Annotated in this window: 13 protein-coding genes; 12 read left to right on the forward strand and 1 reads right to left on the reverse strand. The window is 44.7% G+C overall.

The window, feature by feature from the left end; genetic code table 11:
• From V8G47_RS05525 to V8G47_RS05570, 10 genes are all read left to right on the forward strand, one after another.
• Complete coding sequence (locus tag V8G47_RS05525; protein WP_442970799.1) at window positions 1–2,481, forward strand: DUF2357 domain-containing protein; 2,481 nt, start codon at window positions 1–3, stop codon at window positions 2,479–2,481.
• A 111-nt stretch (window positions 2,482–2,592) separates the two neighbouring features.
• Window positions 2,593–4,833, forward strand: coding sequence for an McrB family protein (locus V8G47_RS05530; protein WP_336199218.1), 2,241 nt, complete (start codon window positions 2,593–2,595; stop codon window positions 4,831–4,833).
• The gene (locus tag V8G47_RS05535) at window positions 4,808–6,286 is read left to right on the forward strand and encodes a DUF2357 domain-containing protein (RefSeq protein WP_336199219.1); all 1,479 of its coding nucleotides are present in this window, start codon (window positions 4,808–4,810) and stop codon (window positions 6,284–6,286) included. The genes V8G47_RS05530 and V8G47_RS05535 overlap by 26 nt, the downstream gene beginning before the upstream one ends.
• Window positions 6,287–6,478: 192 nt before the next feature.
• Complete coding sequence (locus V8G47_RS05540) at window positions 6,479–7,135, forward strand: hypothetical protein (protein ID WP_336199220.1); 657 nt, start codon at window positions 6,479–6,481, stop codon at window positions 7,133–7,135.
• Window positions 7,136–7,237: 102 nt separating this feature from the next.
• On the forward strand, window positions 7,238–7,519 hold the full coding sequence (locus tag V8G47_RS05545; protein ID WP_034761777.1) for a hypothetical protein: 282 nt from the start codon (window positions 7,238–7,240) through the stop codon (window positions 7,517–7,519).
• Between the two features lie 302 nt (window positions 7,520–7,821).
• Window positions 7,822–8,667: a hypothetical protein gene (locus V8G47_RS05550; RefSeq protein ID WP_336199221.1), complete on the forward strand. Its 846-nt coding sequence runs from the start codon at window positions 7,822–7,824 to the stop codon at window positions 8,665–8,667.
• Window positions 8,664–8,978, forward strand: coding sequence for a replicative helicase loader/inhibitor (locus V8G47_RS05555; RefSeq protein WP_336199222.1), 315 nt, complete (start codon window positions 8,664–8,666; stop codon window positions 8,976–8,978). Before V8G47_RS05550 ends, V8G47_RS05555 begins: the two co-directional genes overlap by 4 nt.
• Entirely contained in the window at window positions 8,929–10,284 is a 1,356-nt protein-coding gene (locus V8G47_RS05560; RefSeq protein WP_336199437.1) for a replicative DNA helicase, read from the forward strand. The genes V8G47_RS05555 and V8G47_RS05560 overlap by 50 nt, the downstream gene beginning before the upstream one ends.
• Before the next feature lie 58 nt (window positions 10,285–10,342).
• Window positions 10,343–10,657 (forward strand): hypothetical protein, encoded by a 315-nt coding sequence (locus tag V8G47_RS05565; protein WP_336199223.1) that lies wholly within the window; start codon window positions 10,343–10,345, stop codon window positions 10,655–10,657.
• Between the two features lie 192 nt (window positions 10,658–10,849).
• Entirely contained in the window at window positions 10,850–11,569 is a 720-nt protein-coding gene (locus V8G47_RS05570; protein ID WP_336199224.1) for a UTRA domain-containing protein, read from the forward strand.
• 41 nt (window positions 11,570–11,610) lie between these two features.
• On the opposite strand, the gene V8G47_RS05575 is transcribed toward V8G47_RS05570, so the two are convergent.
• Window positions 11,611–13,338, reverse strand: coding sequence for an amylo-alpha-1,6-glucosidase (locus tag V8G47_RS05575; protein WP_336199225.1), 1,728 nt, complete (start codon window positions 13,336–13,338; stop codon window positions 11,611–11,613).
• 124 nt (window positions 13,339–13,462) lie between these two features.
• Between V8G47_RS05575 and V8G47_RS05580 the strand changes: the two genes are divergently transcribed.
• Together V8G47_RS05580 and V8G47_RS05585 are read left to right on the forward strand one after the other, a co-directional pair.
• Window positions 13,463–14,950, forward strand: coding sequence for a PTS transporter subunit EIIC (locus tag V8G47_RS05580; RefSeq protein WP_336199226.1), 1,488 nt, complete (start codon window positions 13,463–13,465; stop codon window positions 14,948–14,950).
• 553 nt (window positions 14,951–15,503) lie between these two features.
• The gene (locus V8G47_RS05585; protein WP_336199227.1) at window positions 15,504–16,880 is read left to right on the forward strand and encodes a sigma-54 interaction domain-containing protein; all 1,377 of its coding nucleotides are present in this window, start codon (window positions 15,504–15,506) and stop codon (window positions 16,878–16,880) included.
• Window positions 16,881–17,085 lie beyond the last annotated feature (205 nt).

Below are 17,085 nucleotides of genomic sequence, written 5' to 3' on the forward strand. Positions count from 1 at the left end.
ATGAATGGATCGGAAACGAAAGAACTGCTGTATATTGAGACTGATGATTTCTCCCTGTATATCAAGGGAATGCCGTATAATGCGAGGTTTGAGAGTTTATCACAGTATCGGAAGCATTCTGCTCTTGAAAAGGAAGCTATGACGTTTACCTATAGTGGTGAGTGCATAAGATCGGTTGAACTGTATGATGTGGAAACGGATTCACTTGAGGTAGTTCAGGGACAGTCCTTTTCTCCTGTTTTCTTTGAAAATGGAGTCTATCAGATTGTGATTTCTCCTAAGACTGATAAAAGCCTGTCCTTTTATCATGAGCATCCTGTTTTAAGGAATGCGGTTGAACGAGTAGGTAGAGGAAGTCATCCGATACTTATGGGGAATTTGCAGTTTATGAATGAAGTGGGATATACAAGCTTTTCTATTAAACACAATGAGAAGATTTTACTTGAAGTGAAGCTTGAGATTTTCCCGACGAAATTAAGCTATAAGGATGATTATCGTAAGCTACTAGAGGAAGTAAATGATGAAGTGTATAATCTTGCTTTTCACTTTATTAAGAAGACATTTTTAGGGGCTTCTAATCATTTATCAGAGAATCCTTCTTTGACGGAGTTTTATCGGTTGATAGAGTTCTATTTTCAGAGCTTTATCAAGTCGATTCAACGGATTGAGGAACAGCCTCACCACCAGCTGCTGACGGAGCATCAGATGGTGAGAGGGGAACGAATTAAGAGGTTGGATAGTAAGGGACGTAAGCATTTACGAAGCAACCCTCAATTGTTTATGGAAGCTGACAATGGACTGGTGCTGGACAATAAGCCTGTTTTCCCTGTTAAGGGGTTAAATGCACGAAAAACGATTACTTATGATACGTTAGAAAATCGATTTGTGAAGTGGATGATGGATCGGCTAACTCATAAGTTAGCCGATCTTGCTACTAAGATAAGCAGTCAATCGGGTAGGTATGAGCGGAAGGTAGATGAAAAGTTGCTTCTCAAGGTCAAAGGGATGCAAGGTACCCTGAAGGCTTATTTGAATAAACCTTTTTGGAAAGGTATTAGTAGTGTGGATCGAACGGTCACAAGCATGGTGATCCAGAGGAAGATTGGTTATCGGGATGCGTATAAAATCTATCTAGTTGTGACCAGAGGGTTGATGCTTGAGGGTGAGCTTTTCAAAATGTCGGTGAAGGATGTCGCGACGCTTTATGAGTATTGGACGTACCTGAAAATGGGGCAGATATTACGAGCGAAGTATGTGCCTGAATATCAGGATGTTGTGGCGATTCGCCATGGATCATTATTCGTTGATCTGGATCAAACTTCGAATGCGAAGCAGGTGTTTACACATCCTCAGACTGGGGAGCGGATTGTCCTTTCTTTTCAAAAGAGAGAAGGGAAGGTCCCTACAGTCACGCAGAAGCCTGATATTATGCTCGAGGTGGAGAAGAAGTATTCTCATAATCGCTATCACTATGTGTTTGACGCGAAGTATCGGATTGATTTTGGTTTCGGATCTGATCAGGCAGAAAAGGTTGGGCCGTTGGAAGAAGATATTAATACGATGCATCGTTATCGAGATGCATTGGTAAAGAAGCATCATGAGAGAGATAGCTATGAGCGGTATTCGTTTGGTGCGTATGTATTGTTTCCGTGGAATGAAGAGCAGGCTTACTTAGAGCATCCTTTTTATAAGAGCATTGATGAGGTGAATATTGGGGGACTGCCGTTTTTGCCGAATTCGACTGTGCTAGTGGAGACGTTAGTGGAACGATTGGTGGAGAGTAATCCTGAGGATCTGCAGGAGGAAGGTGTGCTGCCTACTGGTGCTTGGAAGCATTGGGAGTCTTCTTTGGATGAGAAGGTGCTTGTTGGAACGGTGAGTGATAGGTCGGATTATCAGGAGTATAAGAGGGGCAAGTATTTTGAGATGGACTCATCTTCTTTGAAGAGGGGTTGGCAGGAAAGTTTGTATGTTGCTTTGTATATGACTAGTGAAGTGAGTGGTGAGGCGGGTCCTGAGAATGGGATTCAGTATTATGGAAGAGTTGAGGATATAAAGGTTAATGGCGGTAAGGTGAGGTTTGTAGTGGAGAGTTGGCAAACCTTGAAGAAGGTGATTCGACCTGTAGGGTATGGAATCCAGTCACATATGATGACGACGATGTCATTGCTTGAGCAGTCTGAGGAGCTTCCGGAGTTGTTTATGAAGTCTGGGGAGGAGATTAAGCTTTGGCGGATGCTGCGTCGGCTTAATAGTAGAGTGGGAACAAGCTTAGATGATAGGACTTTGGATCTTGCCAAGAAGGTGCAAGCTTATCAAATTGGTCATGTTGAGGTGTTATTGAATCCTACAAATCAACAGATAGAAATATTACATGATTATGAGATCGTAAAAACTATTCCGTTAGTATCCTTACAGAAACAGCCAGCTCAGGTGTTTAAACTAGTTAAAGATTCGGTGTTTGAAGCTCCTAGAAAGTAAAAGCCTTTCCGTTAGGAAGGGCTTTTATTGAGTGTTCGATCTAATAAGACGTTACTTTCCCTTTTCCTCCCAATTATATGCTAGTCTAGAATTATAACTAACAATAAGTGGGTGAACACAATTCTGAATCTTACATACTATCAATCATTATTTAATGAAGACAATACCGAGATAAGGTGCCGCAGGGTCCTTGATGAAGTGGCTCCTCAAGTAAACAGGGTATTTGAACGATTCATTACTTCCAAGGAAATCCCTTTGGGGGATAAGTTATACATCCGTAACTACGATACTACTTTGACGACAACTTATCATGATGCGCGGAATCCAACATATGCAGAAAAGAAAAAGAACTCTGATATGGGCAGGAAATACTTTGTGGGTCTATATATGAAATCCGATGAGAAAGAATACAACCTTTTGACAATAGAATTTAATGGAATTGATCAATCGTTATTGTTGCATACGGAAATAAGCCTCATACCTTTTTGGTCCTGGTCCAGGAGTGGTGTCATCCAGGACGTTTTGTCCTCGATTCCTGATGAGTACTCGATTTTTACTGGATGGAAGGAAAAGTCCAGAGTGCCTAAAGAAGAATTTGAAGATTTTGTGAAAAGTTGTATCAAACCAAGAAAGAGGCCATGGTTCCAAGTAGGAAAAAGTATGGATCTTGAAGGACAGATGGATGAGAAAGAACTGAGTGGATATTTACAGGAAGTCTGGGACGGGTTGAGCGAATTCAGGGAATTCATCAATATGGAAATACAAACAGGACAGAGAGCTTGGACTGCATTAAAACAATTGTCTTCCATACGTGATATTGAAGAAACCCAACTGCTTGGACGACCTTATTCTGTAGAGATTTCTTCTGTTGAAAACCTTAAATATCAAGGGAAGAGACAATCTTTTCAAATCAATGATGGAGATCAAATGATCACTAAAGGAAATATTGACTATCTTGATTATCATGACAAAAACTCACCATTCCAAACAATTGTCGTTAGGGTGGCAGGAGGCAATCAGATTTTCACCAATGTACGTGAGATTTTGGCCAATGGTACAAAGGAGTGGTGGATCAAGAAGTTATTTGCCACTCAGAGTATGGATAACCATGAAATCAAGGCGGAAGCCATGCGCTTGCTTCAGGAACATGGGATACAGGTGGAGGATGCTTCTTATTGTGTAGGCACATATGACAACGATAGTGAAACCTTCATTGAAGGGGCTCATCAGGTCAAGAAGAACTTTATTGATGCAGCTCTTCTGTTTGCCCATGCACGAAAAACGGTGGAGCTTCCTTCTGATAGTGTAAACAATGAACTGGAAATGGAAGGAGAAAATGAGCTTTCCGAAACAGAAACACTTGAGCCTAATTTCAGGTTCGCAGAAATCCATGACATGATCGATAACAGTCAATTTACTTTTTCCAAATCGATTGTAAGGGATCTGCACTTGAATCTGACTGCGCTTGATGACAAACATTTTGTTATACTAAGCGGAATTTCCGGGACTGGGAAAACACAGCTTTGCCGATTATACGCCAATGCTGTATATGGGCTGGAGTATGAAAGTGAAAATCCCTATTTCAGCATCATACCAGTTCGGCCCGACTGGACTGATGCCAGTTCCTTGTTCGGGTACTACAGTTCATTCGAGAAACGTTATGTGAAAACGGAATTCTTGAAAGTGATATTGAATGCATTGAAGGAACGAGAAAAGCCACATTTCATTCTACTGGATGAAATGAACCTGGCCAGGGTGGAGTACTATTTGAGTGATTATCTAAGTGCGGTGGAGTCAAGAAAGGAAATCCCACTTCATCAGGATGAGCATATAACGGATATCCCTCAAAAATTGAACATACCGCCTAATGTTTACGTATTAGGGACAATAAACATCGATGAGACCACTCATTCCATATCGGATAAAGTATTGGACCGTGCTTTTGTCATGACATTATCGGATGTGGACTTCACTTCTTTCTGGGAGAGGGTAGACCAGGATTTGAAAGATTCATTGTTCCGGGAATTCTCTCTTTTGAAAGAGTTCCATACTAAATTGTCTGCATACGAACTTCATTTTGGCTACAGGACCATGGGGGAGATGCTTCAGAAGCTCTATGCGAATCATCAGCTGGGAGCGGATCATGCAATGGCTCCGATGGAAGCACTGGATGGCGTGATTGCCGAAAAGGTGTTAACGAAGATCCGTGGTGACGAACGAATATCGGAAATGCTTAATGAACTGAATCTCTGGTTGACTTCCAATCTGGAAGGCCGTTCCGTCTCCTTGCAGCATGTGAACCGGATGCAAGAGGAGTTGGAGTACTATGGTGCAACTCAGTTCTGGAGATAAATTAGAAGTCTGGATGTCTTCAGAGGGATGGATCCCCTTTGAAGAAGCCTTTTTAACAGAGGCAACGGAATACAGATTGCGGTATGAGGGGACTGGAATTGATTTAAGGATGCAAGGAATACCGATACCTTTTCATAAGGAGGGGAACCTGTTCTTCACTTCACTCGTGACTCCCTTCCAGAGCGGATCGGTCCAAATATACCTCAATGGTAAGGAATATAAAACATTCATCTACCCTGATTCCCGTAAACTATCAGAACAGCAATTTGATGTGATGATTGAGGAGATATTAGAGGAAAGCAACAGCTGTTTTCAATTGAGCGGATTGGAGAGGGAGGTCTCTGTATCCGGTAAGAGCCGGGGATCCTCCTGGACGCAGTGGATTTACATTGAAAGGTCCATGCAACCTCTACGTCAGATTTTTGACCGTATCGAGAAACAGCCATTCAGCAGGCTCGTCAAACTGCCGATTGTTCAAAAAAGGGAGAGGGTACAACGTGTTGAACATACGACGTTGAACTGGCTGGATAAGAGAGGGTACGGTGAAACTATTCCCCTCAATGTCGAGACGACCAAAACGTTTGAGACAGTGGACGTGTATGAAAATCAGGTTTTAAAGAAGCAGCTGTTTGACCTGACTACTCTCCTTAGGACATACATGAAAGTGGAAAGAGTGGACGTTTCCAAGAAAGCGGCAACGTTTCATTCATTAATAAGAAGGTGGATCAACTCTCCTTTTCTAAAGGAAGTTTCCATGCATCAAGGGCCATACTCTATCACCCAAAAATTCAGGAAACATCCCATTTACCGACAATGGTATAAGTGGTTTGAACAGTTATACAAACATGACAGGGAAGGAATCGGGTTTGATTATCCCATTGCCATGAAGGATACTTTCGAATTATATGAGATGTGGTGCTTTATGAAAATTATCGGGATATTGAGGGAGTTGAACCTGGTCGAGGATACCAGGGGGTTATACAAGACGACTAAAAGTGGGATCTTTATCGACCTAGTCGAAAACAAAGAAAGCAGGATCAGGCTTCGAGATGGAAAGTCACTCTACTTTCAACGGAAATATCAGTACGATTCAAAAGAATTCTACACTTATACCCAAAGGATGATTCCTGATATCGTGTTGGAAGGTGGAAAAGAAATCATTGTATTTGATCCAAAATATCGGGTACCCGGGAACCTTGGTACTGCTCTTGGTGAAATGCACAAGTATCGGGATGGAATTTTTCACAGGGAGACAGGAGAAAGAGCTGTTAGTGAAGTGTATATACTAACACCGACAAGTGATAATTCTGTAGAATCGATGAGGTATTTTCAGGAAGGTTATCATGATAGATATAGAATGGGTGCATTGCAGATGGTACCTGGAGCGGGAAATAAGCAATTGCATCAAAAGTTATTATCGATTGTTAATATCGTGAAAGATGATAGTGAATAAAGCTAATACGGCAAAAAAATCCACGGAGCAGGTACCTTGATTGTGGAGCCGTGATAGTAAATGGGAACGGCTCCCGCTGTACCCTAACCAACATTACATTTTCAGGAGATGCGAAAGTAGGATGGAATCCGTCCCTGGTTGACCTAAAAGAAATATGTGAAACGGAAAAAGGGAATTTGGGAGGAATAAAGATTGGTGAAATTAAAGTACTTTACCGCATCCATGTTAATCGGCTCAGTATTAGTAGGTTGTTCAGCAGAAGAAACGTCTGAACCAAAACAGTCAGTTGAAAAAGTAGCGAATGTAGAAGTGAAGTCATTTAAGTCTATAGAAGACGAAGCTCAGAATGAGATGAAGGAAAACTTCATGGAAAATAAGGAAGAAGCCGTTAGAGTCGTTGAGAGCTTAAAGAGGATTTTGGATGAGCCTATGGACGCTTCTCTGATCGAAGCTGGGTTTGACAAGGAATATGATTGGTATTTAAAGTCTCAAAAAGTATCCAATGAAGTCGATGAATTCCTAAGGTTTCAGGATAAACCTAAATCAAGCGACTTGTTGAATATCAGATTGCTTGCCGCCACAATCGGGCATCTTCAGTATGTAAGAACGGCCCATATAGACGACACGGGAGGGGAGACAGAGGCTCAAACAGCCGTGAGTGATTGGAGGCCGGCCAGTCTGGATTTGAATTATTCATATATGTATATGAAGAGAATTGTCCACGATTTAGACATTGCTTTAAATCATAGTGGACAAGGCGAAACATTTGGAGTGACTTATCTGATGGACGGTGAGAATCTGGAAGAGTTGAAATCGTTTATGAACGGTGGAGGGTACCAGGAGGGCTAATAATTTTTTATAAATTCTGACTTTTAGTGTGGTATAATTTAACAAGTGGCAATTAGCCCCAGCCAATTAATTTTAAGTTATATAACAAAGGAGGAAGTCAGTATGGGAATATTTGATATCTTCAAAGGGAAGAGTTCGGGTGAAGAGAATGAATATACAGGCGATACCCCACCTTGTCCACGATGTGGAGAGTCATTAACTAAAAAATATGAATATAGTGAAACGTATTGTACAAATTGCAACTATGGTTTAGATGATGACGACGATGATGATAGTGATGAAGCTTTAAGTGTATATGAAGCTGCAGAGATTTGGGCTTCACATGGAAAAGATGAAGATTACATGTTTGGGTATACTGAAAAAGAATTGGAAGATGCTCTATAAAGCATAGAATCCCCCCGACCATTACGGTCGGGAGGATTCTATTTGCCTTGGTTTAAGTACGACGAAATCTTTTCCACATAAGGTTCTCATCTCTAATGTTCATTACTTTAAGTCTAATTTATATAGATATTAAGTGTTTTCATGCCATTAAATGGCGTATTCATTAAGTTCATTTGTCCTCCTCCAACCATTCGGACCCCACCCGAATGTTTTTTTTATGAAAAATTTATCCACAGGGTGTCCCTTTCACTCCCATCTCCCTATATAAAGGGTGAAACCAAAATGAATGAGGAGTGATTGTAATGAATGGATGGAGAAAGTTGGAGACAGGTATGTTGGATAAGGAGACGTTTCATCACCCGGAGGATCTTCGCTTGTATGTGTTGATTCTGTTGAATGCGACGTATCAAGGCGGGGTTCAGGTTGGTGGTGTGGTGCTTGGGGAGAGGCAGTATGTGCGTTCGCTCCGGAAGCTGCGGGAGGATCTGTGGTTCTATAATGGGAAGAAGATTGATGAGTATTCGCATTCGCGGATTCAGCGTTCGATTAAGCGGTTGGAGAGAGATGGATGGCTGAAGGCGGAGAAGTATGAGCATGGGTATGTGTTTACGCTGAGACCGACGAAGGATTTCGCCTGTGGGGAGTATTTGAGTTGGATGGGGATGTCTAAGAAGGAAGAGGAAGTAGAGGAATCCGGTGGTGACCAGCCTGATGATGGGGCTGGTTCCGGAGGGTCTTCGTGCGGCGAAAAGGATGTGAATGGGGTGCGGAGAGAACCTGCAAACAGACTTAAGAACTTAGAGAAAGAAGAGAAGGAGAACACCACCAACCTTAACGGCACTAAGGAAGAAGAGAGGCTGCAGGCGCTGATCGGGCATTTCATTGGCAGGAGGGAAAGAGGACTGATCTTGACACCGATGGATTATGTGGCGATGGAGCGGATCAGCTTGAGCGAGTTGTCGACGGAGGAACTTATTGTGTTCATGGATGAGGAGTTTGACAGACAGCAGAGCATTAATCCGAAGCTGACGATCAACAGTCCGAAGTATTTGGAGAAGGCCCTTGAGGGGTACATTTCTCCTCGGGAATCTATGGAGCACATCGATGACCTGTTGGATGGGCTTGAGGAGATTGTGACGGAGGCATGACGTTCCATGAGTTCAAGGAGCTTATGAAGGTGATCCAGGGAGCGTATCCTCAGCGGCTGCTCACTCATGATCGGGCGAAGCTGTGGTTTCAGCACCTGGAGAACTGTGATTATTACGTGGTGAAGAAGCGGGTAGAAGCCCATATCAAGGTGAGTCCTCACATGCCGACGATCTCTGAGCTGTACGAACCGCCGGTGGAGGAAACGACGATACTAGAAACCATGGAAGCATGGGAAAAAGAAGGAGCGAGACGAATTGAGAATGAAAGAAGAAACGAGTGGACACGACCTGCACCACCCTGGGCACGATGAACAGCTGCTTCGGGAGTTGCATGAAGCGGAGAGTATGATCATTGGAGCGGTCCTTTTGGATGCGGATGTGTTGGATACATTGACCCTGGAGGAGAAGCATTTTAGCCTGGTGAGGAACCGCCTTATTTTTAAAGCGATGAAGGGGCTGCAGAAGAAGCGGCTTGAGATTAATCTGGTGATGCTGGTGGAGGAACTTGGGGATGACATTGAGAATGTGGGAGGGGTCCAGTTTCTCCTGGCGCTTGCCAACTACTGCCCGACGACGGTGAACATCGAGCAGTATGAACAGATTGTCCTGAAGTATTACGAACTGAGCCTCATCAAGAATTCGGCCCATCACTTCCTGAATGCCTACACCCCGGAATCCGCACAGGGCCTTTACAAAGCACTTATTGACATGCACACGAATGTGACGATTGACGAAGAAACGAAGGACGACATCATCATGGATCTCTATGAATCTCTTTACATGGAGAGGGACGGACTTCCCGGTGTCTCGACGGGATTCGAGAGCCTGAATGCGCTGACGGGAGGGTGGAAGGAAGGGGAGCTCATCATCCTGGCGGCGAGACCTTCTATGGGGAAGACGGCTTTTGCCATCCAACTTGCCTGGGAATGCACGAGGGAGAAAGGGGTGAGCATGGTGTTCTCCTTAGAGATGAGTTCGAGGCAGATCATGCAGCGACTTCTCTCGAGTATCACGGATATTAACATGATGAAATGGCAGAATCCTTATAAGTATTTGACGAAGGACGAGATGCCGAGGATGCACGGGGCGATGAATGCGGTGTACAGGGCGAAGCTTGAACTCTCGCAGAATGGGATGATTACCCTGCCGGAGATCAGGCAGCGGATCATGAATCTGAAGCGGGAGTACCCGACGGAGCCGTTTCTTGTGGTGATTGATTACCTGCAGCTCATCACGGTGAAGGAGCGGTTTGACCGGCATGATCTGGCGATCGGGCATATTACCAAGCAGCTGAAGGGGATGGCGAAGGAGTTTGGGATTCCGATCATTCTGTTGTCGCAGCTATCGAGGGGAGTCGAGTCCAGGGATGACAAGCGGCCGAGGCTGTCGGATCTGCGTGACTCGGGGAATATCGAGCAGGATGCGGATGTGGTGTTGTTTCTGTACCGGGATGACTATTACTATCCGGACTCGAAGAACGGGCAGGAAGTGGAAGTGAAGATTGCGAAGAACCGGAATGGGCCGGTGGGGACGGTGAAGTTGGAGTTTGTAAAGGAGTTTGGGAGGTTTCGTGGGGGATGGATGAAGCGGGGGGACGGTTGTGTTGGTTCGGTTTGAGTGTGGGCCGGTGGGACCGGCCCTTTGGCTCACTGATGATAATTGGGGAGGGATTGGGATGTTGGTGACGGAGTATGCGAAGGGGAATGAGTTGGGTTTTCAGGTTGAGAGTTTGAAGGTGTATGGGGTGTTGGTGGGATTGTTGGGTGAGGAGCGGGAGAGGCGTGGGGATGGGTATGGGTTGGTGAGTTATCGGGAGTTGTGGGAAGGGTGTAAGGAGGCTGGGGTATTGAGTGGGGTGGATCAGGGGTTTGCGGTGATGATGGATATGGTGGGTGTGGTGGAGGTTGGGGGATTGATTGGGAGGGAGAGGGTTAGTGGGGGGAGTTGGGTGAGGGAGATGAGAAAGATGAGAAAGGATAGAGGAGTTTAAAAGTAGACCGAGGTACCTGTCCCCATGGCTTCCTTCTAGGTTACCATCACTTATCAACAACTATACCTGGTTGAGAGTTAGCCGTAAATATATACATGTTCTCTATGACTTCAAGTTCCTCTTATGCTCACACAAGCAACTTATGTTACTATCTACTATAAGAACAACAACGGTTATGTCTAGGAGGCCACCATGCCAAAAACCAAATACATAGAAATCTACGAAGACTTAAAACATAAAATCGAACAAAATATCTATGAATATCAGCGACTGCTGCCTTCTGAGAATATGCTGGTAAAGGAGTATGATTGCTCTAGGAATACGGTGCGGAGAGCGATTGGGAATCTAGTGAGCGAGGGATATGTGCAGACGAAGCACGGGCAGGGGGCTCGTGTGATTTATCAGGATTTCAAGCAGAATGAGTATATGTTCGGGGAGACGGAGACGTTCAAGGAGTTTTCCCTCAGGAACCATAAGAAGCATGAGACGAAGGTGGTTGTGTTTGAGGAGTTGACGGTGGATGAGGCACTTCATGCGCATACGCTGATCCCGGTCGGGGTTGAGGTGTATCATCTGAAGCGGATCCGTTACTTGGAAGGAAATCCGGTGATCATGGATTACAATTATTTCCGGAAGGATGTCGTGAAGGGGCTCACGGTCGAGATTGCGGAGGATTCAATTTATGAGTATCTGGACAGGGAGTTGAACCAGCGGGCGGTCACTGCGAAGCGGAAGATGGTGGTGGAGCGGACAACGGAAGCGGACGAAAAGTATTTGAAACTGGATGGATTCAATAGTGTCGTGGTGGTGACGAGCCACATCTTTAATGGTGATGGTGTGATGTTCGAGCATACCCAATCGCGTCACACGCCCGGAAATTTCGTCTTCTTCGATCAGACACAGCGGAAATAAAAAAGTGTACGAGGCATATGTCCCGTACACTTTTTTTTGCATTATTGAGCCAGTTTTGCTGCCAGGTGGATGAACACGCTGGATGTCCATGTGTGGGCGAGGTCCCTTAATCCTTCTCCTGTTTCGGCGTGGAAGTTTTCCGCGAATCCACCGTGTTTGCAGAGGTCGAGGAATTTCCGGGCCATCTCTATTGCCAGTTCATGTTCCCCACATTCTTCAAATGCTTCCACGAAAAGTAGTGTCGTTGGCGCCCAGATCGGTCCCCTCCAGTAGGCATCTTCTTCATAAAGAGGGCTGTCGATGGCTTCAGAAGCGATTCCCCATTTGGTTAGGTAGCGGTTGCTGCTCAGCGTCCCGATCATTTTTTTGCGTGCAGCCTCGGGCAGTTTTTCGGCAAGGATAAGCGACACAAGCGGCAGGTACCCTTGACTTTCAATAGCTGTTCCGTCCTTTGTGAAGCGTGCGACGGGCAGATCATCTACCAGGAAGTAGTCGCAGAATTTTTTTACGTAATTATCTGCTTCCCTTTCCCAATAGGCCTTGTCCTGAGGACGTCCCAGTTTTTCGGCAACGACAGCCAGCATGTCCATCGACTTGATCAAGAACGCGGTCAAGTCGGGTGAGTCGATGATATTGGCATCCCTGAACACAGTGCTGTTATCCTGGCCAGAATCATTTCCATGATGATATTCGCAGATGCCGTCACGGTTGAAGTCCTTGTAGTGAAGATAGAATTCTACGTGTCTCTTAATCTGGGAATAGATGGTCTCCAATTGGTCGGTGGAGAGCGTCATTTTTTCCATCATCTTCAATACGAATAATCCTTGCACCGGCGGCTTGGAGAAATTCCAGCGGATGGTCGAGTCGCTGATGGAACCCGGGATCTGCCCTTTGTCGTCCTGGTGATCGAATAAGAGCTGGATCTGGTCCCATGCGAGCTGATCATCGACACCGGCGAGAGCGAGACCGTTGAAGGCGTTGTCCCAGCTCCAAACCCCCGGGAAGTTGCGGTTCGACATGTACATCGCTTTCCGTTTCAAGAGGCCCTGCTCATTGACGAAACAGGTCCAGTTCAGGTAAGCGGCTTCTCTGAGTGTTTGTTCATATCCATAAGGGACAGGGGGCTGTTTTGATAAGAACGTCAGAAAATGGTTCGTGCTTTTATCAAGAGCCGCTTCAAAGCTGTATTCCCTTTCTTCAGGCATGGCCCCATGGGTCGGGACGTCTTCGATGACACATAGGAAGTCCTGTGCACCTTCGGGTTGAGTAATGTGGATAGAGGACAGATTATCCGCTTCAACCGTGCTGCCTGTCGTGTCCATGAAAACATTTTGCTGCAGGGAGACGGTGCCGCTCGGTGCGAAGATCATGTACTTAGTGAGATTCTTGTAGCTGTTGATCAGACAGAACTCTTCACCTGGATTACCTAATAGATAGTTATATTCAAAGTTGAAGACGGGTTGGGTATCGAGTATGAGCCCGACGTTTTCCCCGATGCCTTTTACATAAATACGCTCTGAATCTTCAAAGCACAGGTGCAATTCCCCGCCTTCGAATGAAAGCGAGATTTGAAATTCATCCGCTTTATACGTGTAGGGAGCAGAGGTCCCATTCACAGTAGGGATGATCTTGAGGGCATTCTGATGTTGCTTGGATTTCCCCCGTACTGAATTTATATACAATCCGTTCTTTTCGAGAATATCGCTTTCCTGGTAGGTGAGGGCCATATAGGAACCGAAGTGGCTCATCGGTGTGATGCTTATATCCATGTTGAACACTCCTTTTTCAAAATTGTCTTGACAATGATTCATAACAATTTATACTGTACTATAACGAACTTGTTTAAACAAGTTAGAATTTTTATGAAAGCGATTAACTGAGGAGGTCAAGAAGATGGGATTTAAAGAGAATGTTGCTGACATTATAAAGAATATAGGCGGTGCGAAGAACGTCAGCAGTGCGTCGCATTGTGTCACAAGGCTCCGTTTGGTGTTAGTGGATGAGAGTCTGGTAGATATAGAAGCGTTGGAAGAAAATGAACTCGTGAAAGGGACGTTCTCGGCGAGTGGTCAATTTCAGGTGATCATCGGTCCCGGCATGGTTGAAAAGGTTTACAGCGAGTTTGTCCAGCAAACCGGTGCGGAGGCCGTGAGCAAGGACGACATGAAGAAGGAAGTCGCGGAGAAAGGGAATGTCATCCAAAAGGGTGTAAGGGTCCTGGCGGATATCTTCATCCCGATCCTGCCGGCGATCGTTGCGGCCGGGCTGCTGTTAGGGTTGAATAACCTGCTTGCCAATCCCGGCATTTTTTACGACGAAAAATCACTATTGGATGTTCATTCGGGCTGGACAGGCTTTGCCGAGTTCATCAATGTTATCGCGAATACAGCGTTTACATTCCTGCCTGTACTCATCGCCTGGTCTGCTGCCAGGAAGTTTGGCGGAAGCCCGTTACTCGGAATCGTGCTCGGGTTGTTATTGGTTCACCCTTCGTTAATGTCCGCATATGCGTATGCAGAAAATCCGGGGGATGTTGAATATTGGAGCTTGTTCGGATGGGACATTGCTAAGATCGGCTATCAGGGACAAGTGCTCCCGGTTATTTTTGCGACATTGATATTGACTTGGTCGGAAAAGAAATTGAAGCGGTTCATTCCGGATAATTTACAGATGATTTTTGTGGCACCGCTTGCATTGGTATTTGCGGGGCTGTTGACGTTCGGAGTTATCGGACCGATCACGATGACAGGTTCGAACTGGATCACGGATGGAATACTTTATTTATTTGAAGTTTCGCCTGCATTTGCCGGTGCCGTGTATGGATTCATCTCCGGCCCGCTTGTGATCACAGGGATGCACCACATCTTTTTAGGAGTAAACCTGCAAATGGCTGGAACGCTTGGCTACGTCACGCTATGGCCGATCGGAGAAACGGTTACACTCGCTCAAGGTGCGGCCGCGTTGACCATGTTTTTCATCATAAAACAGAACAAGAAATTGAAAGGTGTGTCGTTAACGGCAACACTGTCTGCATGGCTAGGGGTCACGGAACCAGCCATCTACGGAATCAACCTCCGATTCCGCTACCCGTTCATTGCCGTAATGATCGGAAGCGCAATCGGAAGTGCGTACCTCGCAGCACAAGGGGTGAAAGCAACATCCGTCGGGGTAGGCGGAGTGTTATCGTTCCTTTCTGTTTATCCTGAACACTGGGCGTTCTATTTTACCGGTATGGCCATCACATTTGTCATCACTGTGGGATTGACGTTCGGATTTTTCAAGAGCAATTTGTTCATGACTGGTAAGACAGTGGATGGGAAGACTGAAGGTAAGGCTAGTGTGAAGGATGAGAAGTTGAAAGCGGAGAATGTATCGGTTTGAGTGAAAGAAGATGAGGTGTCTAGTGGATAGGTGCCTCGTTTGGTAGTCTGTAAATTTTCAAAGGTCCGTCCCCCAACGTGCTTTAATTCGTTAATGCACGCAGGGACGGACCTTTGTTCTTAAGTATTGTAAAGGTATGGAGAGTATCATCAGAGTCAAAATCTTATGAAAGAGGAGCAGGGAAACTTGGAACATAGTTACTAATGTTCTTTTGAAATTATTCAGTTGAGTTCCTGTGAATCGATGGGAAGGATCTTGTACTTCCATACTATTAACCAGTGCATCCCGGCCATGAGCCACTGGACCTATCCCATGGCTCCCCCTCTCAAGGTGGGCTATTGGCCATTCGGCTTTTACAGCAGGTGGGAATGAAACAATATACAGGACAAATGGAAGAAGAATCTTTTCATCATGCGGCAGCACAAGGTCTTAATGTTTCAGACATGACCTCACTATTTCTGATTTTTTAGAATTTTCTATCCTCTTATACTTTAAGCTTATTAATCGTGCTACTATAAAGGATAGAAAGATAAAAAAAAGGGGGGGTTAACATATGAAAAGTACCGAGCTGTTCATTAATAACCACTTGCTTGACCTCATTTTTGAAAGTACTTATTACGGAATTGTCATTGTCGATTGCAACGGGATTATCCAATACATAAGTAATAACTATTGTGAGTTTTTAGAGGTAGACCGGAATGCGGTAATTGGCGAACATGTCACAAATGTGATTGAAAATACGAGAATGCATCTGGTGCCCCGAACAGGGCAAAAGGATATTGCCGATCTGCAGCTGCTTAGAGGAGAGTTCGTAATTGCCAATCGAATTCCTATTATCGAAGACAATGAAATCTTGGGGGCGGTCGGGACAATCATTTTCAGGGACCTTGATGAGTGGAAGAAAATGAACAGTCATATAAAGGGGGTACTATCAGAGCTCAATTATTACCGCAATGAATGGGACACCGAAAATGGCCTTAAATATTCCTTGCATGATCTAATCGGTAAAACGCGGGAGATTACAGAGTTGAAAGAGCGAGTAAAACGAGTCGCAAGAGGGGATATTTCCGTCCTGCTCAGGGGAGAGAGTGGAACGGGAAAGGAAATCCTCGCCCAGAGCATACATAAACTTAGTGAGCGCAGCGATAAGCCTTTTGTAAAAGTCAATTGCGGTTCTATTCCCGAACATTTGCTGGAGTCAGAGCTTTTTGGGTATGAGGAAGGTGCCTTTACAGGTGCGAAAAAGGGAGGGAAAATCGGGAAATTTCAGTTTGCAGCTGGCGGGACGATTTTTCTGGATGAGATTGGAGATATGCCTCAGCACATGCAGGTAAAACTGTTGCGTGTCCTCCAGGAAAAAGAATTTGAACCGGTGGGATCTCTCCAGCCAAAAAAGATTAATGTCCGTGTGATTGCTGCAACGAATCGTCCTTTGGAAAAAATGATCGAGGACAAGCTGTTTCGTGAAGATCTTTTCTACCGGATTAATGCAGTTCAGCTTTTCATTCCTCCGCTGAGAGCACGAACAGAGGATATCCATTTGCTTGTTGACCATTTTCTTAAAAAAGTAACTGCCCGGATTGGGAAACGGGTCACATCTGTTCGTCCAGAAGTCCTGTCTATCATCGAACAATACAATTGGCCAGGGAATATTAGGGAGCTGGAAAATGTGATCGATGCAGGTGTCCATCTATCAGATGGCGAGGCAATGGAAATGGATGCCCTGCCGGATTACATGAAAAGCAAATACAGCAAGATTGGAAAGCTGAGTCTGAAGGATATTGTAGAAGGTACAGAAAAGAATGCAATTGAAAAGGCTTTAAAACGGTGCGGATTTGATAAGAATAAGGCTGCTGAATCACTTGGAATAGGGAATTCTACTATATATGACAAAATTAAAAAATATAATATCACTCATCCTCTAAAATAAATCCGGGAATTCGGAATCTTGTCCGAGATTCCGGGTTTTTTCTTTTTTAAGATGTTCCGGGAGTTAATAACAGGTATATGTCAATAAATAATTAGAAAATTCTAAAAAGTAAAATGTGTATTCTGTGAAACCGGAAAAAATACCCTTTGAAATAGTCAATGATAAACAGAAATCAAGTGAATAGTAGGTTTTCTTTGTTGGCACG

Source organism: Rossellomorea sp. LJF3, assembly GCF_037046045.1.
GTDB lineage: Bacteria > Bacillota > Bacilli > Bacillales > Bacillaceae_B > Rossellomorea.